At 57.7% G+C, this 25848-nt stretch carries 21 protein-coding genes; 13 read left to right on the top strand and 8 right to left on the bottom strand.

Translation table 11 applies throughout. The annotated features are described in order from the left end of the window. The first annotated feature begins 189 nt into the window (after positions 1–189). Complete coding sequence (locus tag FIU93_RS21890; RefSeq protein ID WP_152506740.1) at positions 190–2511, top strand: EAL domain-containing protein; 2322 nt, start codon at positions 190–192, stop codon at positions 2509–2511. A 29-nt stretch (positions 2512–2540) separates the two neighbouring features. Here the strand turns inward: FIU93_RS21890 and FIU93_RS21885 are convergent, their stop codons facing one another. Beyond that, complete coding sequence (locus FIU93_RS21885) at positions 2541–3122, bottom strand: hypothetical protein (RefSeq protein ID WP_152506739.1); 582 nt, start codon at positions 3120–3122, stop codon at positions 2541–2543. A 117-nt stretch (positions 3123–3239) separates the two neighbouring features. Further along, on the bottom strand, positions 3240–5045 hold the full coding sequence (phaC, locus tag FIU93_RS21880; protein WP_022999414.1) for a class I poly(R)-hydroxyalkanoic acid synthase: 1806 nt from the start codon (positions 5043–5045) through the stop codon (positions 3240–3242). 233 nt (positions 5046–5278) lie between these two features. Between phaC and FIU93_RS21875 the strand changes: the two genes are divergently transcribed. From FIU93_RS21875 to FIU93_RS21820, 12 genes are all read left to right on the top strand, one after another. After that, positions 5279–5530 carry a hypothetical protein gene (locus FIU93_RS21875; protein ID WP_152506738.1) on the top strand — a complete coding sequence of 84 codons (252 nt, stop codon included), beginning with the start codon at positions 5279–5281 and terminating at the stop codon, positions 5528–5530. A 141-nt stretch (positions 5531–5671) separates the two neighbouring features. Then, positions 5672–6907, top strand: coding sequence for a GGDEF domain-containing protein (locus FIU93_RS21870; protein ID WP_062488910.1), 1236 nt, complete (start codon positions 5672–5674; stop codon positions 6905–6907). Positions 6908–7249: 342 nt separating this feature from the next. Beyond that, entirely contained in the window at positions 7250–8467 is a 1218-nt protein-coding gene (locus FIU93_RS21865) for an LL-diaminopimelate aminotransferase (protein WP_022999411.1), read from the top strand. 22 nt (positions 8468–8489) lie between these two features. After that, positions 8490–9812, top strand: coding sequence for a homoserine dehydrogenase (locus FIU93_RS21860; RefSeq protein WP_022999410.1), 1323 nt, complete (start codon positions 8490–8492; stop codon positions 9810–9812). A gap of 51 nt (positions 9813–9863) precedes the next feature. Continuing rightward, complete coding sequence (glpX, locus tag FIU93_RS21855) at positions 9864–10859, top strand: class II fructose-bisphosphatase (RefSeq protein WP_022999409.1); 996 nt, start codon at positions 9864–9866, stop codon at positions 10857–10859. A gap of 10 nt (positions 10860–10869) precedes the next feature. Continuing rightward, positions 10870–12687, top strand: coding sequence for a single-stranded-DNA-specific exonuclease RecJ (recJ, locus tag FIU93_RS21850; RefSeq protein ID WP_152506737.1), 1818 nt, complete (start codon positions 10870–10872; stop codon positions 12685–12687). Between the two features lie 85 nt (positions 12688–12772). Beyond that, positions 12773–12964, top strand: coding sequence for a hypothetical protein (locus FIU93_RS21845; protein ID WP_022999407.1), 192 nt, complete (start codon positions 12773–12775; stop codon positions 12962–12964). 207 nt (positions 12965–13171) lie between these two features. Further along, positions 13172–13972 (top strand): nitrilase-related carbon-nitrogen hydrolase, encoded by an 801-nt coding sequence (locus tag FIU93_RS21840; protein ID WP_209010197.1) that lies wholly within the window; start codon positions 13172–13174, stop codon positions 13970–13972. Between the two features lie 113 nt (positions 13973–14085). Further along, complete coding sequence (locus FIU93_RS21835) at positions 14086–14571, top strand: NUDIX hydrolase (protein WP_022999405.1); 486 nt, start codon at positions 14086–14088, stop codon at positions 14569–14571. Between the two features lie 32 nt (positions 14572–14603). Next, positions 14604–16112, top strand: a complete 1509-nt coding sequence (locus FIU93_RS21830; RefSeq protein ID WP_055653955.1) for an inorganic phosphate transporter — start codon at positions 14604–14606, stop codon at positions 16110–16112. A gap of 121 nt (positions 16113–16233) precedes the next feature. After that, positions 16234–16719: an NUDIX hydrolase gene (locus FIU93_RS21825; RefSeq protein WP_152506736.1), complete on the top strand. Its 486-nt coding sequence runs from the start codon at positions 16234–16236 to the stop codon at positions 16717–16719. A gap of 120 nt (positions 16720–16839) precedes the next feature. Beyond that, positions 16840–18330, top strand: a complete 1491-nt coding sequence (locus FIU93_RS21820; protein ID WP_152506735.1) for an inorganic phosphate transporter — start codon at positions 16840–16842, stop codon at positions 18328–18330. 12 nt (positions 18331–18342) lie between these two features. Here FIU93_RS21820 and FIU93_RS21815 read toward each other — a convergent pair whose 3' ends face one another. The 6 genes from FIU93_RS21815 to FIU93_RS21790 form a co-directional block, all read right to left on the bottom strand. Continuing rightward, on the bottom strand, positions 18343–19059 hold the full coding sequence (locus FIU93_RS21815) for an endonuclease/exonuclease/phosphatase family protein (protein WP_055653958.1): 717 nt from the start codon (positions 19057–19059) through the stop codon (positions 18343–18345). Positions 19060–19131: 72 nt separating this feature from the next. Further along, complete coding sequence (locus FIU93_RS21810) at positions 19132–20493, bottom strand: HD-GYP domain-containing protein (protein WP_152506734.1); 1362 nt, start codon at positions 20491–20493, stop codon at positions 19132–19134. Between the two features lie 79 nt (positions 20494–20572). After that, positions 20573–21148, bottom strand: a complete 576-nt coding sequence (locus FIU93_RS21805; RefSeq protein WP_152506733.1) for a sarcosine oxidase subunit gamma family protein — start codon at positions 21146–21148, stop codon at positions 20573–20575. Further along, positions 21141–24143, bottom strand: coding sequence for a sarcosine oxidase subunit alpha family protein (locus tag FIU93_RS21800; protein ID WP_152506732.1), 3003 nt, complete (start codon positions 24141–24143; stop codon positions 21141–21143). The genes FIU93_RS21805 and FIU93_RS21800 overlap by 8 nt, the downstream gene beginning before the upstream one ends. Continuing rightward, on the bottom strand, positions 24140–24445 hold the full coding sequence (locus tag FIU93_RS21795) for a sarcosine oxidase subunit delta (protein ID WP_152506731.1): 306 nt from the start codon (positions 24443–24445) through the stop codon (positions 24140–24142). Before FIU93_RS21795 ends, FIU93_RS21800 begins: the two co-directional genes overlap by 4 nt. A 14-nt stretch (positions 24446–24459) precedes the next feature. After that, positions 24460–25713, bottom strand: coding sequence for a sarcosine oxidase subunit beta family protein (locus FIU93_RS21790; RefSeq protein ID WP_031268788.1), 1254 nt, complete (start codon positions 25711–25713; stop codon positions 24460–24462). Positions 25714–25848 lie beyond the last annotated feature (135 nt).

Here is a 25848-nt window from a genome sequence, read left to right as displayed (position 1 = left end):
TCGATGTCTCCTGGAGATTTTGGTGTAGTTTCAATGTGTTTGCCCGGATGGGCTAGTTCGTTCGATGAATAACAAAACACTAATGAGTAAAAAGGCCTGCATTCTGTTCAGTTCATTGTTTTTTAGTTTGAAATCGGCAAAAATAGCCAAATACTTGAGAGTGATAATTCCAATCAATTGGACTGGAGCATGGTCTTACAAACAAGCCAGGATGATGGGGACGCGGAAAATAGCGAAATAGTCTCGTCCCTGGCCTCCGAGCTGGATCGGCTTAACCACATCACGAAGCTGTCAAGAAGTGACGAACTTCGCCTCAGCGGCGACTGGCTTCATACACTGCTTAACGAGGTTTCCGATTATCTCTATGTGAAGGACCGCAGCTCGCGCTTCGTCATGGCGAACTTGCAGGTCGCGCTTGATGTCGGTCTCGATGATGCTTCGCAATTGATCGGCAAGACCGATCTGGAGCTGCATCCGGAAGAGACCGGGTCCAAGTTCCATGCCATCGAGCAGGAGATCATGGCCTCGAATATTCCGCGTATCGATTTCGAGGAGCCGTCAATTTTGGCGAACGGCAAGCGGAAATGGTTCTCTTCGTCCAAGTACCCGGTCACAAACAGTAAGGGTGAAGTCGTCGGCATTGTTGGCCTCTCACGGGACATCACCGAGCGCAAACGGGCGTTACTGCTGCAGCAGGGGCAGAACAAGGTCCTTCAGGAAATTGCTGCGGGCAGACCCTTGAACGAGGTGTTGACGACACTCGTATTGACCATTGAAGACCAACTCGATGGAGTGATGGGGTCGATCATGCTTGTGGATGACACAGGCGAGCATCTTCTGGCGACTGTCGGTCCCAACCTGCCGCAAGACTACCTGGACATCACCGATGGCATACCTGTGAGTCCGAAAATGGGTTCATGCGGAACCGCTGTGTTCCGCCGCGAGAGTGTCATCGTCGAAGATATCCAGAAGGACCGACTATGGGAGGATGTACGCGACCTTGTTGCTCCTTTCGAATTGCGGTCCTGCTGGTCGGTGCCGTTTTTCGGCAAGGACAGCAAGGTTCTAGGCACGTTTGGGCTCTACACCAAGTCAACGCGCAGCCCGACGGATCATGAGCTGAAGCTTGCACTGGAAGCTGCCCGGCTTGCGTCCGTAGCGGTCGAGCGTGACCGAGCCGAACGCAAGATCCGTTATCTGGCCAATCATGACGTCCTGACAGGCCTGCCCAACCGGCAGGAGTTCAAGACCAAGCTGGAAGAAAAGGTGTCCGAAAGTGACAGGACCGGCGTGCCTGTTGCCGTCGTTTTTGTTGATCTCGATAATTTCAAGTTCGTCAACGACAGCTTCGGACATGCGATTGGCGACCAGGTGCTGATGATTGTCGCGGAACGGATCATGGCCGTCCACGACGGTGCTCATCAGGCCATCCGCTTCGGGGGCGACGAATTTGTCCTGATTGTCGACCGTGACACGGCAGAGAAAGCCGCCCTCAACGAATTCATGGCAAGGCTGCGGGACGAGATCACCAAAACGATCCAGATCGATGACCTGTCGTTCCATGTTACCTGCAGCATTGGTGCTGCCTGTTATCCGCAGGATGCAGACAGTGCAGCACAGCTTTTACGGAATGCCGACAAGGCGATGTTCGAAGCAAAGTCCGCAGGACGTGACAGCTTCAAGGTCTACGAGCAGACCCGTCCGGAACGTTCGGTCAACAAGCTGACACTTCTGGAGGAAATGCGGACCGGCATCGAGAACGGCGAGTTTTTCCTGGAATACCAGCCGCAGTACAATCTGGTTAGCGGCCGTATCGTAGGTGCGGAAGCGCTGGTGCGCTGGCAACATCCGGCACTTGGTCGAATGATGCCAGGCGAGTTCATCACCCTGGCGGAAGAAAGTGGCCTGATCGTGCCTCTGGGCAGATGGGTGACACGCGAAGCCTGCCGGCAGAACAAGGAATGGCAGGAAAGTGGCCTGATGCCGATTACGGTTGGCGTCAATGTTTCCGCCCGTCAGTTCCGGGACGACGGTTTGATTTCGGATGTTCGCGATGCACTCGAGGAAAGCGGACTTGCCGCGACCTACCTTGAGCTGGAGCTGACCGAAAGCCTGCTGATCAAGAATGCGGATCAGGCTGTTGGACTGATGGACGATTTCCGCCGGCTGGGCGTGAAGCTCGCCATAGATGATTTCGGCACCGGGTATTCAAGTCTCGCCGCGCTGAAAAGCTTTCCGCTGACAAGGCTTAAGATCGACCGCAGCTTCATCAGTGATCTGGATTTCGACGAAAGCGACCGGTGTATCGCAAAGGCCATCATTTCCCTTGGGCGGGAGCTAGGCCTTTGTGTCGTGGCTGAGGGCGTGGAAACCGCAAAGCAGCAGGCTTTTCTTGCCAGCTGCCGTTGTGAAGTCGTCCAGGGCTATCATTTCGGTCGCCCGATGGCCGCCCGCAAGTTCGGCAAGCTGCTGGCCATGACATTGACGCCTCTGGACGCACATTTCGGGTAGGAAATTTCAAGGCCTACAGAATCTGAGTGTCAAAATCGCCCGTTAATGCCCAAAAATTCGGTTAGAATGTCCGCACGAATTTCTGGCGTATGCCGGCTGCCGGTGAATACCGACCAGATTGCTTTCGCGTGATCGTGAGAGTTCTTTCGAAGACGTAGCCCGTCTCCACCACAGCGAAATTTATGCCAGCGATGCACAATTCGACTCTTACCTGGGTCGTCTGAGGATGGAGCTGCAGCATTCACATTCATCGGCCTAGGAAACCAAAGTTTGTCCAGAACGACGGTGTATCCTTCGCCAGTTTGTATCTCGGGCTCCGGGCCTGTGCTGCGTTTGTTTGGATTGAACGGATATTGAAACGCAATGACTCGGACGTCTCCTTCGGAAAAAGATCCAATAAAAGAATAGGTTATCCGGAACGATAAGGTTTGCTCAAAGTAACCGTCTTCAAGGGCGATGATTGGCCCAGCCGCAAGTAATTCGCCTCTGAACACAAACTCTGAACGCAGCACACTTCGCAGTTCTGGTCCCCGACCTGACACGCAAGCCTCGGAGGGTTCGGAAATCAACCAAGCTGCTAGAAACGCGGTCAAAAACTTGAACAAAGGCAAAGCGGTTCTCGTTGATGTCGGGATTTCTATATATTTTGAAGAACCGACTATGGTCGTTAGCTATGCATTGCACGCGCTACCAAATGAACTTCGCGCAGGAGCGCTTCTGCTAGTTAACTAGACCTTGGTCATCACATAAGAGCCGGGCGCATCCTCAAGGATCTTGACCCGGTTTGCACCCGGTTTGCGGGCCTTGACCTTGGCGTCGTCATGCGAACGGATCCACTGATCCCAGTAAGGCCACCAGGACCCAGGGTGTTCCTCGGCATTCTTGAGCCAGTTCTCCAGCGTTCCCTTGGCCTCCGCGCCTGTCCAGAACTGGTATTTCTTCTTTGCAGGCGGGTTGACCACACCGGCAATATGCCCGGAACCGGCCAGCACATAATCGACGGGGCCACCAAAACAGCCTGACCCCAGAAAGACCGATTTCGGCGGTGCGATGTGGTCTTCGCGCGTTGCCAGGTTGAAGATCGGAATGGTCACCTTGGAGAGATCCAGGTGCTCGCCCGCGATTTCCATTTCGCCCTTGGACAGTTTGTTGTCCAGATAACAATTGCGCAGATAGAACGAATGGTTCGCGGCGGGCATGCGTGTGGAATCCGAATTCCAGTAGAGCAGGTCAAACGGGAAGGGGTCCTGGCCTTTCAGATAGTTGTTGACCACATAGGACCAGATCAGATCGTTGGAGCGAAGCATGTTGAAGGCGGACGACATCTTCGACCCGTCCAGGTAGCCGTGCTCGGCCATCCTCTTTTCAAGGACCGAGATCTGTTCTTCATCGACGAACACCTTCAGGTCACCCGCGAAAGTGAAGTCGACCTGTGTGGTGAAGAAGGTCGCGGTCTTGATGCGGTCGTCGCCGATCTTTGCCATATAGGCAAGCGTGACCGCCAGCAATGTGCCGCCGACGCAGTAACCGATGGAATTGACCTCTTCCTGGCGCGTTGCCCGCTTGATGACGTCGAGCGTATTGAGGATGCCTTCCTTCATATAATGCTCGAAGCTCTTTTGAGCCTGGCGTTCGTCCGGGTTGACCCAGGAAATGACAAACACCGTGTGGCCCTGGTCGACCGCCCACTTGATGAAGGATTTTTCCGGATTGAGGTCGAGAATGTAGAACTTGTTGATCCACGGCGGAACGATCAGGAGAGGACGCTTCAGGACCTCGTTGGTAGATGGCGAATACTGGATTACCTGGCAGACGTCGTTCTGCGAGATCACCTTGCCCGGCGTGGTGCCGAGGTTCTCGCCGAGCTTGAATTTTGTCGGGTCGGTCTGGCGGATCTTCAGCTCGCCCTTGCCGGTTTTCAGATCCTCGACCAGGTGCCGCATACCCTTGACCAGGTTTTCGCCGTTGCTTTCCAGTGTCAGACGTAACAGCTCGGGGTTTGTAAGCACGAAATTGGACGGGGAGACAGCATTGGCGATCTGGGTGACGTAGAATTCGGCCTTGTGGCGTGTGTGCTCATCCAGCCCCTGGGCGTCGTGGACCATGTCCTCCGCCCATTTGCTGGTGATCAGGTAGAGCTGCTTGATGAAATCGAAGAACTGGTTTTTTTCCCAGTCAGGATCGGCAAAGCGCTTGTCACGTGCCGGAGTTTCGATCGCCGGTGTAGACGGTTCGCCCATCATCCGTTTCAGCGAGGAATTCCAGAGATCGATATAGCCGCTCCACAAGCGCGACTGGGCCTCGACGGCGCGCTGCGGATCGGAAGCCCAGTATTCGCCAACCTGAGCGAGGGTCTTTACGACACCAGTCAGCTCGTCGGTCGAATCGTGGGTGATCTTGCCCTGTTCCCGGGGCTCGATATAGGCCGCCAGTGCCTTGCCTGCCTGCTCGAGCGTCTTTGCAAGATTCTGTGCAAAGGCTTCCGGGTTGTTGATGATATACTGCAACATGGGATGGTCGCGGTCATCAGCCATAGGCAGGGATTTCCTCCGGTTGTCTTGCCCCATTCAGCCCACGAAAGGCCTGTGAGCCCTTGTTGTTCAATCGCGTTATCTTGTTATTTTTTCGCCGATATTTTGAACTATCGGCTATTTATGACACAAGGTAACGTCTCCGTCGATTGGATTTCAATCCACGTTCAGGCCCTCTGGCTAGTGGAAATTTGTGACGATCGGATGGACGAGGAAACAAAGTGGTGGAGGATCGGTTGAGCTGCATGCGGAACGTGCTGGCACTGGGTGGGTGCCTGCTTCTCGCCTTTGGATTGTCGGCATGCGCCGTCGGGCCAGGGACACCCTTGCTTGATGCGCTGAAAACCGAACCCGGGCAGGGGAGAGGCAACGTCCCGGCACCGAAAGGCTATGGTGCAATCGTCAATCCCGGCGAGTCTTCCGGCCTCATCAATCCGAAGGAGAGGCAAGAGACGCAGGCCTATCTGGAAACACTTGCGTCTGAGTGACGCAGGGGACGATGCCCAATACATATGCGGATGATGTGAGGTGGCTAAAGAAGATAAAATATTGATAAATATACGGATTAAATCTTTCCTTTACGACTGGCGGTCTAGGCTGCAAGCCTTGATCGCAAGGCCTTTGTTTTCATGACGCTCGATACACCGACACTGTTTACCTGCATTATGATTGCCGAGTTTGCCGGTAGCGTCATCCTGTTCCTTTTTTACATGTTCTGGCCCGGACGGAGCGTTGCCTGTTCGAGAAGCCTCGCCCTGTGGTCTGCAGGAATGTTTCTGGCGGCTTGCGGGACGGTTCTCCTGGCATTTCGCGGGACAATTCCGGACCTTTTCAGTATCGTTGCCGCTAATTTCCTGGTCATTCTCGGGACCGGCCTGAGGCGAAGCGGCTTCGCCGTGTTCCTGGGCCGCAGCGGTCATGTCTGGGTGTTCGCAACGATAGCGTTTGCCTGGCTCGTTCTATGCCAGTTTCCCGAATTTCAGGACAACTTCCTCACCCGGGTGAATTATGTTCAGTCGGTGCTCATCCTGAGTGGTCTCTGGGTCGTTTGGATGGCGTTCTTCGAAAATCGGGAGAAACTCTATTCAGCACGTATGCTTGGCATGACAACGCTGGTCGAAACCGCGGGATTCATGTGGTTTACCTTTCACCAGAACATACTGCTGTTCCCGTCCTTCCAGTCGACGTTCACGGAAGGGTTCATGAGCACCTACCTGATCACCGTTCTGTTTTCGATCATCATGACGATCGTCCTGCCGGCTTCCATGGTCATCGAACGATCCTTGCACGGTTTCAGGGAGCAGGCTCTTCAGGACGACCTGACAGCTCTGCCGAACCGACGGGCGTTTCTCAACGATGCCGAGGACTGGATCGCTTCGAACTCCTCCCCAAAGGGAATTTACAGCCTCATCCTGTTTGACATGGACCAGTTCAAATCGGTGAACGAGCGTTTCGGTCAGGCGATGGGAGATGCGCTCCTGCAGCTATTCGCGCGCATCTTGAAGGATACACTGGTCGAAAACGCCATTTCAGGGCGGGTAGGCGGCGCCGGATTCGCCGTGTTCCTGCCGGAGGGCAACAAGGAACTCGCCCATTTGACTGCTCAGAGAATCTGCAGGCGTTTCGGGCTGGAATGTCAGGAAGCGTCTGGCGGCCGGCTGATGGTGACAGCGAGCGTCGGTCTGGTGAGTGCCAGCGTTTCGACGCCGCTGGAGCGTGCGATGGAAGCTGCCGAAGGTGGCCTGCACAGGGCAAAGAAACAGGGCCGCGCACAAATCGTCACGATGGATCTTGCGCCCAATGGCCGGCTTATCAAGGACGCAAAAAGAACCGGTTTTTCCGTGCTTCGGAAAAAGGCGGCCTGACCTCTTCCTTTCTTTGATCGCCGCGACACGCCCGGCACAATGGATTGATGGATCCGGCTCCGGAAGGCGGTCCGCTTACTGCTCCCTTGCCATTCACTCCTCGCCAGATTTTTGCTCCTGCACACCGCGATTTGTAGGACATTTAAGCCGTTAGTGGAGCTCTGGCAGGCGAGGACTACTGCCAAAGCAATCATGTTCTAAAAAACGCTACAAATTTAGTCGGCTAGCGACGCAAAGACGGGTGCGTATTTTTATCCGGACTGCTAAAAGAGCCCCGCTGCGCCGTCGCCGCGCCCGGCAAGGGAGCGCAGCTGATACTGTCAACTCGCAAGGATTCGCGTCATGGAGGAATTCCATAAGATCAAGCGGCTGCCGCCGTATGTGTTCGAACAGGTGAACCGTTTGAAGGCGAAGGCGCGCGCGGCGGGGGCGGACATTATCGATCTTGGCATGGGCAACCCTGACCTGCCGACACCGAAGCACATTGTCGACAAGCTGACCGAAGTCGTGCAGGACCCACGCACGCACCGTTATTCCGCATCCAAGGGCATCGGAGGCCTGCGCAAGGCACAAGCGGCTTATTACGGTCGCCGGTTTGGCGTGAAACTGGATCCCGATACCCAGGTGATCGCGACACTCGGCTCCAAGGAAGGCTTCGCCAACATGGCGCAGGCCATCTCCGCACCCGGGGATGTGATTCTGAGCCCCAATCCCAGCTATCCGATTCACACCTTCGGCTTCTTGATGGCTGGTGCCTCGATCCGCAACATTCCGGCGGAACCGGGCCCAGCGTTCTTCGATGCGCTTGAACGCGCGGTGATCCACTCCGTGCCGAAGCCGATCGCAATCATTCTTTGCTATCCGGCGAACCCGACGTCCTATTGCGCGGATCTCGACTTCTACAAGGACGTGGTCGCATTCGCTCGCAAGCACAACATCTTCATCCTGTCTGACCTGGCTTACTCCGAAATCTATTTCGGTGCGACACCGCCGCCATCGGTTCTGCAGGTGCCGGGTGCCATGGATGTCACCGTCGAATTCACATCACTTTCGAAGACCTTCTCCATGCCGGGTTGGCGCATGGGCTTTGCTGTCGGCAACGAGCGGCTGATTGCTGCGTTGTCGCGAGTGAAATCCTATCTCGATTACGGGGCCTTCACACCCATTCAGGTTGCGGCAACCGCGGCCTTGAACGGATCGGATGACTGCATCCGTGAAACCCGCGAAATCTACAAGAAGCGCCGCGATGTAGTGGTCGACAGTTTCGGCAGGGCCGGCTGGGATATTCCGGCACCGGAAGCCAGCATGTTCTGCTGGGCACCGATCCCCGAGAAGTTCCGGGCGCTCGGCAGTCTGGAATACTCCAAGCTGCTACTGGAAAAGGCGGAAGTGGCCGTCGCACCAGGTATCGGTTTCGGTGAACACGGAGACGAGTACGTCCGCATCGGACTGGTGGAAAACGAACAAAGACTGCGTCAGGCCGCCAGAAATATCCGCCGCTTCCTTGAAACTGCGGATCAAAAGCTGCACAACGTCATCCCGCTCGGGACCAAAGGTTGATAAGAACTGGACTCATTTCCGTATGGCAGACGCATTGAAGGTAGGCATCGCTGGCCTTGGCACCGTGGGGGCGGCCGTGGTGCAGCTCCTTTCAAAACACGGCGGACAGATTGCAACGAAAACCGGGCGAGCAGTGACCGTGACAGCGGTCAGTGCGCGTGATCGAACCCGTGATCGGGGCATCGATGTCTCGGCATTCGAATGGTTCACCGATCCGGTGGAAATGGCCCGGACGGCAGATGTCGATATTTTTGTCGAACTGATCGGCGGCGACAACGGCCCCGCTGAGGAAAGCGTGCGTGCTGCTCTGGCGCGTGGCATTCATGTCGTGACAGCAAACAAGGCGCTGCTTGCGCGCCATGGCGTTGAGCTGGCAGTGCTGGCGGAGGCCAACGACGCCTGCCTCAACTACGAGGCAGCCGTTGCAGGAGGCATTCCGATCGTCAAGACGCTGCGCGAATCCATGGCCAGCAACGACATCAGCCGCATCTACGGTATCCTGAACGGCACCTGCAATTACATCCTGACCCGGATGGAGGCAGAAGGCATCAGCTTTCAGGATTGTCTGTCGGATGCACAGCGCCTCGGCTATGCGGAGGCGGATCCGACCTTCGACATCGAAGGTAATGACACCGCCCACAAACTTGCCATCCTCACCAGTCTTGCCTTTGGCACGGAAATCTCGAGCGACGACATCTACGTCGAGGGCATCACCTCGATCACGACCGCCGATATTCAGGCTGCGGACGAACTCGGTTTTCGCATCAAGCTGCTGGGCGTTGCCCAACGCACTGATACGGGCATCGAGCAACGTGTTCATCCGACCATGGTGCCGAAGTCCTCTGCGATTGCTCGGATCGACGGCGTCCTGAATGCTGTGGCTGTCGACGGTGACTTCGTTGGTGAAATCGTGCTCGTCGGACCGGGTGCCGGCGGCAATGCTACGGCGTCATCCGTCGTGGCCGATCTCGCCGATATTGCCCGGGGCGACGAAACGCCCGTCCTTGGCATGCCCGCTGCAGAGCTTAACAGCTATCAACGTGCCCGCATGCGGCTTCATGAAGGCGGATATTACATCCGCCTGTCCGTATTCGATCGGCCGGGTGCTTTCGCCGAAATCGCCAGATGCATGGGCGATGCCGGCATTTCACTGGAATCGATTGTCCAGAAACGTCATGCAAATAAGGACGTTCCTGTGAAATTTGATGCGGACCTGCCTCAACCTGTCATCCTCATCACGTATGAAACGACTGAAGTGGCAATCAAAGAGGCATTGGACGTGATCATGTCCAAGGGGGTAGTTTCCGAACAGCCTCAGATGATCCGCATTGAAAAACTAAACTGACGAGTGAGTGCCCGCCGAGGCGTCCTGCGGAGGGAGAGACTGGAGATGTTGATGTCCAATACTGATAAACAACCGTCGAGCGGCCTGGACCGTATTCTGACGCTCGAGCTGGCCCGCGTCAGTGAAAGAGCGGCTGTGTCGGCAGCCCGGTTGCGCGGTCACGGCGACGAAATGGCCGCAGACCAGGCGGCAGTGGACGCAATGCGGCGCGAACTGAACCGCCTGCCTATCGACGGTACCGTGGTTATCGGTGAGGGGGAACGCGACGAAGCTCCGATGCTCTACATCGGTGAAAACGTCGGCACGAAGCAGGGACCGAAAGTCGACATCGCTCTCGACCCGCTGGAAGGCACGACCATCTGCGCCAAGAACCTGCCGAACTCCCTGGCGGTTATCGCATTGGCGCCGGCAGGCGATCTTCTGAACGCTCCGGACAGCTATATGGACAAGATTGCCATCGGGCCGGGTTACAAGGCCGGATTGATCGATCTGGACGCACCGATTGCCGAAAATATTGCTGCTGTTGCCAAGGAAAAAGGCGTCAAGGTCAGTGAAGTCACGGCCTGCGTGCTCGACCGTCCGCGCCACGCCCGCCTGATTGAAGAAATCCGGGCGACCGGTGCCGCAATCCGCCTGATCGGAGATGGTGACGTCGCCGGCGTTATTCACACGACCGATCCGGACGAAACCGGCATAGATATCTACGCAGGTATCGGCGGTGCCCCGGAGGGTGTGCTTGCAGCTGCCGCACTTCGTTGTATCGGTGGCCAGATGCAGTCTCGCCTTGTGATCACGCGCGACGAGCAGGTCGAGCGTGCGCATCGCATGGGCATCGAGGACATCAAGAAGAAGTACACGCTTGAAGAAATGGCCGGCCCGGACGTGCTTTTTGCCGCAACGGGGGTAACCGACGGCAACTTCCTGCAGGGCGTCCGCTTCGGCCGTCATCACATCACCACGCACACCGTTGTCATGCGGTCCTCCACTGGGACGGTGCGCTACATCAAGGCCCAGCACACGGATCTTGAGAAGTTTCATCTGGACTAAGCGCGGCTGAATGCTGGGACAATCCGGGGAAGACGACAGGCGACTCGTACTTGGGGTCGCCCGTTCCGCAAACGACAACGCCTGGCGCGAGCGCCTGAGTGGCGCTGACCTGCGAACCGCGATGGCGATTTCGCAGGTTCACGGACTGCCGGACGTGCTGGCGCGTGTCATGGCTGCGCGCGGCGTTCAGGCCGACGAGGCAACCGGCTTCCTGGAACCGTCACTCAAGCTGCTGATGCCCGATCCTTCCGGTCTGGTCGATATGGACGCCGCCGTGGCAAGGGTCGCGGATGCGGTCCAGGCTGGTCGAAAGATTGCGATCTTCGGCGACTATGATGTCGACGGGGCGACATCGTCTGCGATATTCGCCAAATACCTGCAGTGGCTCGGCCTTGACCCTGTGATCCATATTCCGGATCGGATCATCGAAGGATACGGACCGAACGGTCCGGCCATCGAACATCTTCGCCATGGCGGGGCTGATCTGCTGGTGACGCTCGACTGCGGCAGCACGTCTTTTGAAGCTTTTGAAACTGCCCGGCAACTCGATCTCGACGTCGTGGTCATCGATCACCACCAGGTTGGCGAAACGCTTCCGGCAGTTGAGGCGCTCGTCAACCCCAACCGGCAGGATGATCTGTCGGGGCAGGGGCATCTGGCAGCTGTCGGCGTCACCTTCCTGTTTCTTGTCGGCCTGAACCGCGAGTTGCGACGCCGCGGGGTTTTCCAGGGCAGGCAGGAGCCGGATCTCATGGCGCTGCTCGATCTGGTGGCGCTTGGTACCGTGTGCGACGTCGTTCCGTTGCAGGGCCTGAACAGGGCCTATGTGACACGTGGCCTTGCGGTGATGCACCAACGCCGCAATTCCGGGCTGACTGCGCTTGCGGACACAGCGCGCGTGAGCGGAAAGCCGGCGCCTTATCATCTGGGTTTCTTGATAGGCCCGCGGATCAACGCGGGCGGCCGGATTGGCGACGCTGCACTGGGCGCGCGCCTTCTGACGACGGAAGACCCGCACGAAGCGCGGGCAATCGCCGAGCGGCTGGACCAGCTCAATACCGAACGTCAGGCCATGGAAGCAGTTATGCTGGAACAGGCCGGCGCAGAAGCCGCAATGGCGATCCAGGCACGTGATCCGGCGGTTCTCCTGACCGGTTCCGATGATTGGCACCCCGGGATTGTTGGACTGATTGCCTCTCGGCTCAAGGAAGCTCACCGCAGGCCTTCCTTTGCGGTCGCCTTTGATGAAACCGGCAAGGGGACTGGTTCGGGGCGCTCCATCCCCGGTGTTGACCTTGGCAAGGCCGTTCGCAGAGCGGTTGACGAAGGTTTGCTCGAAAAGGGTGGTGGGCACGCCATGGCGGCAGGGCTTACGGTTCTGCGGGAGAAGACCGCCGACCTGGAAGCGTTTTTCAACGATGTGCTGAAGGACGACGTCGAGGCGGCAAGTGCAAACCGGGAACTTAAGATTGACGCCGCGCTGACGGCAACGGGCGCAAATCTCGATCTTCTGGAATTGCTGGAAAAGGCGGGGCCCTATGGTGCCGGTCATGCTGAACCGGTGTTTGCCTTTCCCGCCCACCGGATTTCCTTCGCCGATGTGGTCGGTAAGGGACATGTCCGAGCCTCGATTACTTCTGGTGACGGGACTGCGTTAAAGGCAATCTGCTTCAAGGCGGACGACAAACCGCACGGTCAGATGCTTTTGCAGGGCCGGGGACAGTCGCTGCATGTGGCAGGTACGCTGTCAATCGACACCTGGCAGGGGACACCCAAGGTGCAACTGCGCATCCTTGATGTCGCGGATCCGCAGAAAACCCGCCTTTGATGCGGTGCAGGTAAACGTGAATTAACCAAACGCTAAGTCTCCGGGCATAAGGTTTGAACCCACGAAGGAATCGTGAGGATCAGGCATGCGTGCTCAGAATGAGCTTTCGCCCTATTTCGAAGAAATAGACAGGCGTACGGACCGGGCCCTGAAAGGGATTCGGGAAGTCAGACGTTCAGCAAAACTCACCGCCCTGCCGCAAGAGCCGAAAGCAGCCCTTGTCGGAACAGGATTTCTGATGGTTCTGGTAGCATTTCTCGGACTGTTCATCGATTGAACCTTCCGGAAATACCGGACGAGCCACGTTCAGGTGAACGAAAGACAGACAAGGGCTTGAAACGCTCTGCGTGCTGCCTTTAAGTCTTGCGTCTTAGTTATCGAGACGTCGGGCACCATGACAGATTATCCCATTGCACTTTGGTCCTTTAACCTGAGCCGCGCTCCAGCTTCGGTGGCAGCTTTTGCTGCACAGATAGAAGAGGGAATGCAGCGCGCCGCGGGAGAGGGCGCAAAGCTCCTGATGCTTCCTGAATATCTTGTGGAATGCTGCCTGGCGTTCAAACCCGAAGGTCTGCTGCCTGACCAGGAAATGGCGTTCCTGGCGGACGTGGGCACCGACTTGCTCGCGATACTTGCTCCGCTACCTGCCAGGTATGGTGTGTCGCTGTTGGCTGGATCGATGCCTGTTCAGGCGCCTGAGGGTTTCACCAACACAGCCGTTCTGCTGACAGCCGACGGGCGCGAGATCCGTCAGGACAAATTGTGCCTCACACCGTTTGAGCAGGATCCGGAGATCTGGCATCTGGTGCCTGGAGCTGATCTGAAGACGTTCGAGCTCGACGGATTGAAGATGGCGATCCTGATCTGCCTGGATGTCGAAATGCCGGCGCTCAGCAGCCTGCTGGCGAAGCTGGATCTCGATCTTCTGCTCGTGCCTTCAATGACGGAAAAACTCTCCGGCTATCACCGTGTCTTCGGCTGTGCCAAGGCACGTGCTGTTGAGCTCATGTGCGCGGTCGCCGTATGCGGTCTTGTCGGCACATCAAAGGGCACAACGCAGAACGACACCAACGTTTCCGGGGCGGCGCTGTATCTGCCGTGCGAAGAGGAATTCGGTTTTACAGGTGTTGCCGCAGAGGTAGCCGCGACCTCCGGAAGCAACGGGGAAGAACCGTTTCTTGTCGTTTCGGTCCCCCTCAACGAACTTCGAGACCTGAAGTCCGGCAAGGCGGAAGTTTGGCCGGGAGCCTGGACAGCCGATCACGTTTCCGTTTCGGCGGCCTGAAGCGGACTTGTAATATTTGTAATAAAAATGTGCGCGCACCGAGTGCACTTTTCTCTAGACGTCCCTAAGGGAACTCCCTATACACCTGCTGTTCCAGAACAACAGGTGTGGAGATGGGATTCGCTAAGGCACTGACAGCGCGGGATGCATCGTGGCTGCACGGTATTGCAGGTTTGTTTGTCAAACCGCTCCGTCTGCAGATCGCGGCTCTTTGCGTGCGTCCGGGCGAGGCGGAGCCAGAAATTCTCCTGGTCTCGACCCGCGAGACCGGCCGCTTGATCTTGCCGAAAGGCTGGCCTGAAAAGGACAAGCCCGCGTTTGAGACGGCGTTGATCGAAGCCTATGAGGAAGCGGGAATTGTCGGCACGGCCGACCCGCGGGCCATTGGCAGCTTTCGGTCCTACAAGGGCCTTGCGGACGGATTGAAGATCCGTACCAAGGTGATTGTCTTCAAGATCCGTTTTGAAAAACAGTTGAAAGACTTTCCTGAACTCGGGCAACGCAAAAGGGTCTGGCTGCCCTTCTCGAAGGCAATCGAGGCCGCCGAAGAGCCGGCGCTGAGACGGTTTTTGCGGCAGCACAAATCGCAAATCTGTTAGACATTTCCTGAGGGATAGCGAGGCGTGTTCGGGTGCTCACCAACAAGGACCTGAAAAAGAAGGCTCTGGACAAGGATCTCGACAAGATCAGCTTTGTCAGTGAGGCGGCGGAGGCTATGGGCCGGCGTCTTGTCGGACCGGGTCTTGCCCTGGTGTTCCTCGTGATCTGCGCCTGCGTGGCCGCATTCCAGGTGTCTTCCAGCGGTTTTTCCAACATGCTCATCCTTGTGGCCGCCAGTGCAATTGGCGGCTACATGGCGCTCAATATCGGCGCCAACGACGTTGCCAACAATGTCGGTCCTGCCGTGGGCGCGCGCGTCGTCAGCCTCACCGGCGCCTTGCTGATTGCGGCCGTTTGCGAAAGCGCGGGCGCATTGCTTGCCGGAGCGGATGTCGTCTCGACCGTTTCCGGAGATATCCTGAGCCCCAGCGATGTCCGAAACAGTTCGGAATTCATGCTGGCAATGCTGACCGCCATGGCTGCCTCAGCTTTGTGGATCAATTTCGCGACTGTGATCGGCGCACCTGTTTCGACCACCCATTCGATCATTGGCGGTGTTGTCGGCGCCGGGATCGCGGCAAGCGGCTTTGCAGCCATCAACTGGACAACCATTTCGACAATTGCTGCTTCCTGGGTTCTGTCTCCGGTGCTCGGCGGTCTTGTCGGGGCCGGGATCATGGCCTTTATCAATTCAAGGGTCGTCTATACGCCGGACCGGCTGAAAGCTGCCAGATATTGGTTGCCGATACTGCTGGGCCTCATGGGGGCGACCTTCACCGGCTACATTCTGCTGAAAACGTCCGATCGGCTCATCTCTGTTCCTGAATGGCTGGCCATCGTGCTGTCGCTCACCGTCGGCTTCGTTGTCTGGCGGATCTATTGCCGGGTAATCCACGCCCAAACGCTTACGCTGGAAAACAGTGCGCGCGCCTTGCGCAACCTTTTTGCAGTACCGCTCATGGTCGCGGCAGGTTTGCTGTCATTTGCCCATGGCGCCAACGACGTTGCAAACGCCATCGGGCCGCTGGCAGCCATCGTTCTCAGCCAATCGAATGATTTTCCGGATCTCGTATTTTGGTATCTGGGGGCGCTCAATCCCGAAGTGCCGATCTGGGTGAGCGCAGTCGGCGCATGCGGGATCTCCGCCGGCCTTCTGCTGTTCGGCAGACGGCTTGTCACTGTAGTCGGCAAGAAGATCACCAAACTTAGCCCCGTACGTGCCTTTTGCATCACCCTGGCAACCGCCGCGACCGTGCTGACGGCTTCTGGTGCGGGGTTGCCGGTATCGTCCACCCATATTGCGGTTGGTGCGCTGTTCGGTGTGGGTTTTTACCGGGAATGGTATCGCAACAAATATGTTGCGGAAGGCGGGGTCATGAAACCGCGCAAGATGATGAAAAACAGGGAAGAGCGTCGCAGACGCCTCCTGGTGCGTCGATCAAGTCTGATCACCATCATCGCAGCCTGGGTTGTCACTGTTCCCGCCTCAGCCTTGCTGGCCGCCGGCCTATTCACGGCGCTCAAGCTTGTCCTCTCATGAGAATTCCGTTCTGCTCTAACAAGTTTGACGGATAACAAGCAGCACACAGTGCGCATTTTCTGGACAAGCCTGAGTTCCGGCCTTATCTTTCGAGTGTCATCAACATTTCGGAAAGGGCACCATGGCGCAGCTTTATTCAGCAATCGACACCCGGACTTCCTGGTTTCAGAACCTGCTTCTGTTGTTCCGGCGCCCTTCGAGATTGCAGATCGCAGCGTTGTGCCATCGTTTGCGCAACAGGGAGCGGGAAGTTCTGCTTGTGACGACCAAATCCACGCATCGCTGGATTCTTCCCAAAGGCTGGCCGATCATGTCGTTGAAAGCACACCACACCGCGGCGGTAGAGGCTTTCGAAGAGGCAGGCGTTATCGGAAATGCGCAGAAGAAACCCTTTGCCAGCTTTCGGTCGCACAAAGGTGGCGAAGGCGGTTTGCAGCTCAGGACGGAAGTTCTTGTGTTCCTTGTCGACGTTGAAAGCACGACAAGCAGTTTTCCCGACAAGGACGAGCGCGATGTCCGGTGGCTTCCGATACAGGAAGCCATGCGGCTTGCCGGCGATCCGGGCCTCGTGAAGGTGCTTCGCAAACTGGAAAATTTACCCAACTAAGAAATTTTGGCCAATGAGGGCCGTTTTGGTTGACCTTTTCGGACGATTGTTTAAGGCAGGCGCCAGATGACGCTTGGCTTGCAAGACTTGCCTTCAAAGGACTTCCCGACTGGAACGCCCATGCCGAATTTGAAAAAGCCGACCCTCGACAAGGATCTCGACAAGCTGAGCTACATGGAAGAGGCCGCCGGGTCTCTTGGACGTGGCTTGATTGCGCCGGGTATCGCGCTGGTCTTTATCGTCTTGTGCGCCCTTGGCGCCGGCGCCTCCATGTCGGGAGCACCGGGAACGGTCATCATCGTCGCTGCGGCAGCCATCGGCGCCTATATGGCACTCAATATCGGTGCCAACGATGTTGCCAACAATGTTGGCCCCGCCGTCGGTTCGCGGGCCATGACACTGCTGACGGCGCTGGTCATTGCGGCCGTCTTTGAAAGTGCAGGGGCCTTGATCGCAGGTGGTGATGTCGTCAGCACCATCTCCAAAGGCATCATTGATCCCGCTTCGGTAGCCGATGCCAATGTCTTCATGGCAGCGATGATGGCGGCACTGGTGTCCTCCGCACTCTGGATCAACCTTGCCACCTGGATCGGTGCGCCGGTTTCGACAACGCATTCCATCGTTGGCGGCGTCATGGGAGCTGGCATTGCGGCGGCAGGCTTCAGCGCGGTCAATTGGGCGACAATGGGCGGTATCGCAGCAAGCTGGGTCATCTCGCCGTTCCTCGGCGGTCTGGTTGCTGCAGGTTTCCTGGCCTTCATCAAGACCTTCATCATCTATCAGGACGACAAAATCGCCGCTGCCCGCAAATGGGTTCCGGTTCTGATCGGTGTCATGTCGGGAACCTTTGCCAGCTACCTGGCACTCAAGGGCCTGAAGAAGATCGTGCATATCGATATGCCGATGTCATTGTTGCTTGGTGTTGTTGTCGGGCTTGGGGTCTGGGCGATCGTGCGACCGCTGATCAGGCGTCAGTCTGAAGGGCTGGAAAATCGCAACCAGTCTCTCCGCATCCTGTTTTCCGTGCCGCTTGTCTGTTCGGCGGCTCTTTTGTCCTTCGCCCACGGAGCGAACGACGTTGCAAATGCTGTGGGACCACTTGCCGCCATCGTTCACACGGCGGAACTCGGAGACGTCGCAGCCAAGGTGAGCATTCCGCTCTGGGTCATGGCAGTCGGTGCTTTCGGCATTTCATTCGGTCTTTTGTTGTTCGGCCCGCGCCTGATCGAAATGGTCGGCCAGCAGATTACCAAGCTCAACCCGATGCGGGCCTACTGCGTTTCGCTGTCAGCTGCCATCACTGTGATTGTTGCCTCGGGTTTCGGATTGCCCGTGAGTTCCACGCACATCGCCGTGGGAGCTGTCTTCGGTGTTGGGTTCTTCCGGGAGTGGTATACGGAACGCTCAAAGCGCCGCCTGGATTTCGTGAACCAGAAACAAGGCAATGGCAACGTGGTGCGACCTGTCCGCAATCGCGAGGAGCAGGCACGCCGTCACTTGGTACGCCGGGCGCATTTCATGACCATCGTCGCTGCCTGGGTCGTCACCGTTCCGGCTGCTGCCGTCCTGTCCGCCGGGCTTTACTTCGTCATGGTCAAGCTGATTGCCTGATAAAGGCGATTTCTAACCGGGTAGATGTCCGGCCGGCTCCAGGGTGAGGTTGGCCCAGACCGGCAAATGGTCCGAAGCAACGCGCGCCGTCTTCGATTTATGGACGCCTGCCTGCCTGACGACGAATTCCGGGCTGGTTATGATCCGGTCCAGGCTGCCGACGGGAAGGGGACTGGGAAAGCTCCGTCCCGGCGTCGTCACCTCATAGCGTTCTTCAAACAGCTTGATGCTGCCCGCCGTGTCTCGCCATTCGTTCAGGTCTCCGATCAGCACTGTCGGCAGGTAATCCAGATGCTCATGCAGCTGATGCATCAGCGAGGTTATCTGCTTTTTACGAAAGTGACCGATCAGGCTCAGGTGCATGGCTGCCACACGGATTTTCTCACCGGCAACTTCAAGGTCGACAGCAACCGCACCACGTGGTTCCAGCGTCGGCAGATCTAGCCGGCGATGGTCGAGAATACCGATCGAGTTTCGAACAAGAATAGCGTTGCCGTGCCAGCCCAGGCTCTTGTCGCCCGTCGCGAACGGAACGGGGCGGTAATCCGTTTCCTGAAGAATCGTGTCTCTGTCGAGGGTGCTTTCCCGTGGTCCGAAGCGCTTGTCTGCTTCCTGCAGGGCCAGGATGTCGCAGTCCAGTTCCTGGATAACCTTGAGCGTCCGGTCAGGCCGCCTGCGCGCATCGACGCCTATTGATTTTTGTATGTTGTAAGAACCGATTTTCAGCATGGGCGCAGAGTGAAGGCCTCACGTTAAGAGTTGCAAGGGGAATAGGTTGATTTGGCCGCCTTTGCGACCAATTTAGGCAGCCTTGGTCTGCTCCATGCGCTCCGTCGCCCGTTTGAGCGCAGCAAGGCATTTTGCATCCAGGGCTGTGCCGGCTTCACTTTCCATGATGCCGAGTGCCTTGGGCAACGGCATCGGTCCACGATAAGGCCGTTCTGCGGTCAATGCGTCGAAAATATCCGCCGTCGTGACAATACGCGTTTCCATCGAAATCCTGCTTGTGGTCAGCCCGTCCGGATATCCGCGGCCGTCCAGTTTTTCATGATGCCCTCTCGCGATCGGCGACAGGTCCTTGAACGTATCGATCCTGGAGAGGATCTCGTCGGAGTAAACGGGATGCATGCGGATTTGTTCCCACTCCAGGTCATCAAGCTTTCCGGGTTTGTCGAGGACTGAGTTGCTGACGCCGAGTTTGCCGATGTCGTGCAGGAGAGCCGCCCGTCTCAGCAGCTGCCGGTCACGCATTCCGTAACCCAACTCTTCTGCGATCATGTCGGTGTAAAGCGTTACGCGCTCGCTGTGTCCGGCGGTGTAGGGACTTTTGGAATCGATCACGAGCGCAAAGCCGTGGGCTATGTCGTCGAGCTGCTCCTCATCTGCAAAACGAATGTTCTGCGCTGGTTCAAGACCGTAGACGATCTTGTCGAGGTTTTCCGACTTCAAGGTGTTCCAGAACTGGGGATTACTTGCGACGGTTTCTGCTGCGGCCACCAAGGCGGGGTCGAACCAGCTGCCAGCCCGTTCCTTCAATTCCTGCAAGGCCCCCTGTACGCCTGCATTGATCTGAAAGACATCCATGACCTGTGCCAGCAAGGCGATCTGGGAAAATACCGGGATGGTGGAACCTGCGATGCCGTGCGGCCGTCCTTTGCCGTCCCAATGTTCATCCAGACTGTAAATTCCGGATACGACAGTTTCCGAGAAATGCATCTGGCGGGCAATGTCGCCGCCGCGTGTGCAGCGTGTTTCGATCATCTCGTTGGCAATGTCGCCGCCATTTTGAAGAATGTTGACGATGGCGCGCACACGTTCCGCAAAGCCGTGTTTCAACCCGGTGTGGGAAAGCACGAAGCGCAGGGCCGCAGGCAGGCTGTCGCTGATCGTCTTGAAGTCGTGTTTGAAGGTCAGGTCGTCGGTGAGATAAAGCTCGCAGATCCTCGCTGCATTGCTTGAACAGCCAAGGTCCTTCAAAAGCAGCGTGTAATAGAGATCGCTGAGTTGCGCTTCTGTCAGCCCGACTTGCCGTCCGATATGAATGCCGATCCAGCAACAGCGAACGCAGTGCCCGCGCGGCTGGCCTTCAGTGATGTCCAATGCGTGGCTGAGTGCGCCGAGCAGCTCCGCCAGCCGGAGTTTTCTGGAAACCTGTTCGGACATAAAAGCGAGCCTCGCGCAACGATGTGTTCCGCAAGGCTCGCAAAGCTTCGTTAAAATCAGGTGTTTTCACCGACCCCGGTCAGGCTGCTTCCAGCTCTGTAGCCGATTGGACAAGCAGACCTGCCACGTAGTCCATGAAGGAAACCCAGGCTTCCACCACAAAGGTGTCCGCACCTGTCCGCCAGATCATCACTGGCGATTTGTGAAACAGCGTCCTTGTCACAGTGCCGACCGGAAAGACCTCAAGCGAGAAATCGATGAAGACACCGGTATTGAGCAACCAGGCAGCCTTGTCGCCACTGACGATGATCGCTTCCGATCGGTCAGAGATATCAACCAGGGCGTGAGGATGCGTTGAGAGCTTATCCTCGATGCCGTCGAACACCGCCCTGAGGTCTTCTTCAGGTGCAAGCAATGTCCACTCGTCCGGCCCCATCCAGAGCGCTGCCCGCTTGGCGGAAGTGGAGTTCGACAAGGGAGAAAGCGGCAGTGAGGCACCAAATGCCGTGCCGGCTTCCTTTTGCGCAGCTTCACGGCAACGCAGGGAAAGACGCGTCATGGGCGCGGCTTTCAGGATGGAGACCGACGGTAGGCTCAGAAGCGGTGTTTCACCCGCGTCCGGCGTGATCAGATCGCTTGCCAGAAGTTCAGACATTGATCCGTGCTCCTTCCTTGTCATAGAACACCGTGCTCGTCACCTCGACCGGAATGCTTCCGGTCGGCATCGGCACATAGAGCGTTTTGCCTTCCAATGCGTGGCCGTTCTTCACGATCGCGAGGGCAATCGTACGGTCGAGCGCCGGACTGTAGTAGGACGAGGTAACATGACCTTCCGCAGGCGTGCCGGTGGCGGGATTCTCGGCAGTCGTGATCTGGGCACCTTCTTCCAGCTTCACTTTCGGGTCCTTCGTCAGAAGGCCCACGAATTGCTTCCGACCGTCAGCAACAAGGTCAGTACGGGCCAGGCCACGCTTGCCGACGAAGTCGAACTTGTTCTTGCCGATCGCCCAGCTCATGCCGGCATCCTGCGGGGTAACGGTACCGTCCGTGTCCTGACCGACGATGATGTAACCCTTCTCGGCGCGCAGAACGTGCATGGATTCCGTTCCGTATACGGTGCCGTTGTGCTTCTCGATTTCCTTGGCGAGCGTTTCCCACATCATCTTGCCATGACGACGGGGAACGTTGATTTCGAAGCCGAGTTCGCCGGTGAAGGAAATCCGGAAAAGCCGGCAGGGAACGCCGCAGAAGGTCGCTTCCTTGACGCTCATGTGCGGGAAGGCATCGGCGGAAAGATCGACACCTTCGATAAAGGGCGCAATCACCTCCCGAGCCTTCGGTCCCTGAACCGCGGCGACCGCAAACTGTTCGGTGGTCGACGTGATCCAGACATCGAGGTCCGGCCATTCTGTTTGCAGGTAGTCTTCCATGGTCGCAAACACACTCGGCGCGCCGCCGGTCGTGGTGGTTACATGGAAACGGTCTTCCGCAAGGCGTCCGATAACACCGTCGTCGGTGATGAAACCGGCGTCATTGAGCAGCAGGCCATAGCGGCAGCGGCCGGGCGCCAGCTTCTTCCACGGGTTGGTGTACATCCGCTCCAGGAATTCGGCCGCATCCGGTCCGACAATTTCGATCTTGCCGAGCGTGGAGGCATCGAACAGCCCGACACTTTCGCGGACGGTCTTGCATTCGCGAGCAACCGCCGCATGCATGTCTTCACCGTTCTTCGGGAAGTACCAAGTGCGCTTCCACTGGCCAACGTCCTCATAGACGCCACCGTTCTCCACCACCCAGTCATGGGAAGGTGTCTTGCGAACCGGGTCGAAGAAGTCGCCACGCGATACACCGGCAAAGAGACCGAATGTCGTTGGAGTGTAGGGCTGGCGGAATGTGGTGAGCCCGACATCTGTCACCGGCTTCTGCAAGGCCCCTGATGCGATCTCCAGGGCGTTCATGTTCGAAAGACGACCCTGGTCGGTGGCCATGCCGGTGGTGGTGTAGCGCTTGATATGCTCGATGGACTGCATGCCTTCGCGCACCGCCAGCTTGACGTCCTTGGCGGTAACGTCGTTCTGATAATCGACGAACGCCTTGACCCGTGAAGCGTTCCGATCGTGGGGCAGGGCGCCGAGGATGCCGCCTGATCCGGCTTCTCCACCCGTTGCCGTGACGTAGGTCAGTTTTGCGGACTTGCCGGTTGCGGCCCTGGCTGCTTCTTCACCGGCCGCATAGCCGTCGTGAAGCGTTGCCTGCAGGCCATAGAGGCCTTTGGAGCCGCCTGCCGAACGTTCCTTCTGAACGGAAATACCGGGAACATAGGCCCCCTTGTCCGCGTCCCAGACGACCTTGCCGCGAGACTGGGAATACAGGCTGACGGTCGGCGTCCAGCCGCCTGACATCAACAGCGCTTCGCACGCAATCTGGCCACCGGAGGCAACCTGTCCCGATGTCATCATCCGGCCGAGCAAGGCGCCTTTGACACGCTTGCGACCGAGAGTTCCTGTTACAACGCATCCTGCCTCGACACGAATGCCCCTGGCTTCAGCGATTGCAACCAGGCTTTCAGGCGGCGTTTCGCGCATGTCCACGATGGCAGCTACGTCGACACCATGGTCTGCAAGGTCGAATGCCGCTTGCCACGCACTGTCGCAGGCTGTTGCCACCAGAACCTTGTGGCCGACTTTGACGCCATAGCGGTTGAGGTAGGTTCTTCCAGCTTCCGCAAGCAGAATGCCAGGTCGGTCATTCTCCGGAAACACCATCGGACGTTCGATCGCACCGGCTGCAATCACCACTTCCTTGGCGCGCACCTGCCACAGTCGTTCACGCGGCAGTTTGGGATCCGGGTTGGGCAAATGTTCGGTGATGCGCTCTGCCAGCGAAATGAAGTTATGCGCAAAATAACCGAAGGCTGTTGTCCGCGGCAGGAGAGTGACATTGTCCATCGCGGCAAGCTTGGCGATGGTTTCCGAAACGAACTCCGCAGGATCCTTTCCGTCGATGCTTGCGCTGACTTCAGAAAGCAGCGAACCGCCGAATTCAGCCTGCTCGTCGACCAGCATCACCTTGGCACCGGTCTCTGCCGCAGCCAGAGCCGCTGCAAGTCCGGTTGGCCCGGAGCCGACGACAAGAACGTCGCAGTGGGCGTAGATGTTGCCGTAGAAGTCGTGATCCGGGTTTTTCGGCGGTTTGCCGAGGCCGGCCGCCGAACGGATGATCGGCTCGTAGACCTTGTCCCAGAAGGCATGCGGCCACATGAAGGTCTTGTAGTAGAACCCGGCCGGAAACAGCGGCGAAAGCAGATCGTTCACGGCGCCGATGTCAAACCCGAGCGAGGGAAAACGGTTCTGTGAAACGGCTTCAAGCCCCTGATAAAGCTCAACCTGTGTAGCGCGCAGGTTCGGCGTCTGATCGCCGTTGCGGTAAACTCCGACCAGCGCATTCGGTTCTTCCGAACCGGCAGTCAGAATGCCGCGCGGACGGTGATACTTGAACGAACGACCGACCAGGTGAACACCATTGGCAAGCAGCGCAGAGGCAAGGGTATCGCCCTTGTGGCCTTGCATTTCCTCGCCGTCAAAGGTGAAGGTGAGTTGCTCGGCGCGGTCGATCCGGCCGCCTTTTTCAGTACGGAATGGCTGGCTCATCTGCCGGCCTCCTTGGCAAGCGCTTCAAGATCCGGTTTCGGTTCGCCGGTCTTGTAGATTTTCAGGAATTTGTCGCTGACGGTATCGCGGACAGCGTTGAAGAACCGTCCGCAGCCGTGGATATGGCGCCAACGCTCGGCGGCTACACCCTTGGTATTGTCGCGCATGTACAAAAACTCCACCCAGTCCTCGTCCGTGGCCTGGCTCGGATCGGCCGGTCGCGCGATATGGGCTTCACCGCGGCAGGCAAATTCCGTTTCTGCACGCTCGACCTGGCAGTAGGGGCAATAAATCAGCAGCATTCTTTTGATCTCCCCTAGTGGGCCACGGCCGCTGCAGCGGCTTCATCGATGAGGCGGCCGGTCCGGAACCGGTCGATGGTGAAAGGTGCGTTGATCGGATGCGGCTCATCCTTGGCAATCGTATGCGCGAAGACATGGCCGGATCCGGGCGTCGCCTTGAAGCCGCCTGTGCCCCAGCCACAGTTGACGTAGAGCCCCTGAACCGGGGTTTTCGACAGGATGGGCGAACGGTCAGGCGTCGTGTCGACGATACCACCCCAGTTGCGAAGCATGCGCATGCGCCGGAAATGCGGGAAAAGTTCGCAGATCGCGTCGATTGTGTGGTTGGTGATGTGAATGCCGCCAGCCTGCGAATAGGACACGAACTGGTCAGTGCCCGCACCGATCACAAGCTCACCCTTGTCGGACTGCGAAATGTAGGCATGGATCGTGTTTGACATGACCACGCACGGGAAGGCAGGTTTCACGGGTTCGGAGACCAGTGCCTGCAGGGGGAAGGATTCCAGCGGCAGCCGGACGCCGGCCATGTCCATGACGACAGACGTGTGACCGGCTGCGACGACACCGACCTTCTTGGCCTTGATGAAACCTTTGACCGTTTCCACACCCTCGACGGCCCCATTCTGGCCGCGGCGGATGCCGGTGACGGCGCAGTTCTGGATAATGTCGACACCCAGGGCATCGGCACCACGGGCATAGCCCCAGGCGACCGCATCGTGACGGGCGGTACCGCCGACGCGCTGCAAGGCTGCGCCCATGACCGGATAACGGATGTTCTTTGAAATGTTCAGAGGCGGGCAATATTCCTTTGCCTCTTCCGGCGTCAGCCACTCATTCTGAACGCCTGCCAGACGGTTGGCGTGAATATGGCGTTGTGCCACCTGAACGTCGTGAACCGTGTGCGCGAGCATCATCACGCCACGTGCAGAATACATGACGTTGTAGTTCAGTTCCTGGGACAGGTTCTGCCACAAGCCCATTGCGTGATTGTAGAGCCCGGCGCTTTCCTCCCACAGATAGTTGGAGCGCACGATGGTCGTATTGCGACCAGTGTTGCCACCGCCGAGCCAACCTTTTTCGATGACCGCGACGTTGCGGATGCCGTGTTCCTTGGCAAGGTAATAGGCAGTTGCCAGACCGTGCCCGCCGGCGCCGACAATCACGACGTCATATTCGGCCTTGGGTTCCGGAGCGCGCCACTGGCGGCCCCAGTTCTGGTGCGCGGAAAAGGCGTTTTTCGCCAGTTCCAGAAAGGAATATCGCTTCATGAAGCAGCGGCTCCGCACGTTGCCGGCAAGCAAATCGGATAAATCCGCTCGGCCGGCCGTCAGGGTCAATACGCAATTGAACGACGACTTTAGCGACACGGCCGGAGTCTCGTCCATTGGGAGGCATATTCGCGA

It is taken from the genome of Labrenzia sp. THAF35 (assembly GCF_009363595.1).
Classification (GTDB): domain Bacteria; phylum Pseudomonadota; class Alphaproteobacteria; order Rhizobiales; family Stappiaceae; genus Roseibium; species Roseibium algicola.
Note: the sequence above shows the minus strand (reverse complement) of the source record. Positions and strands in the feature narration are given on the sequence as shown.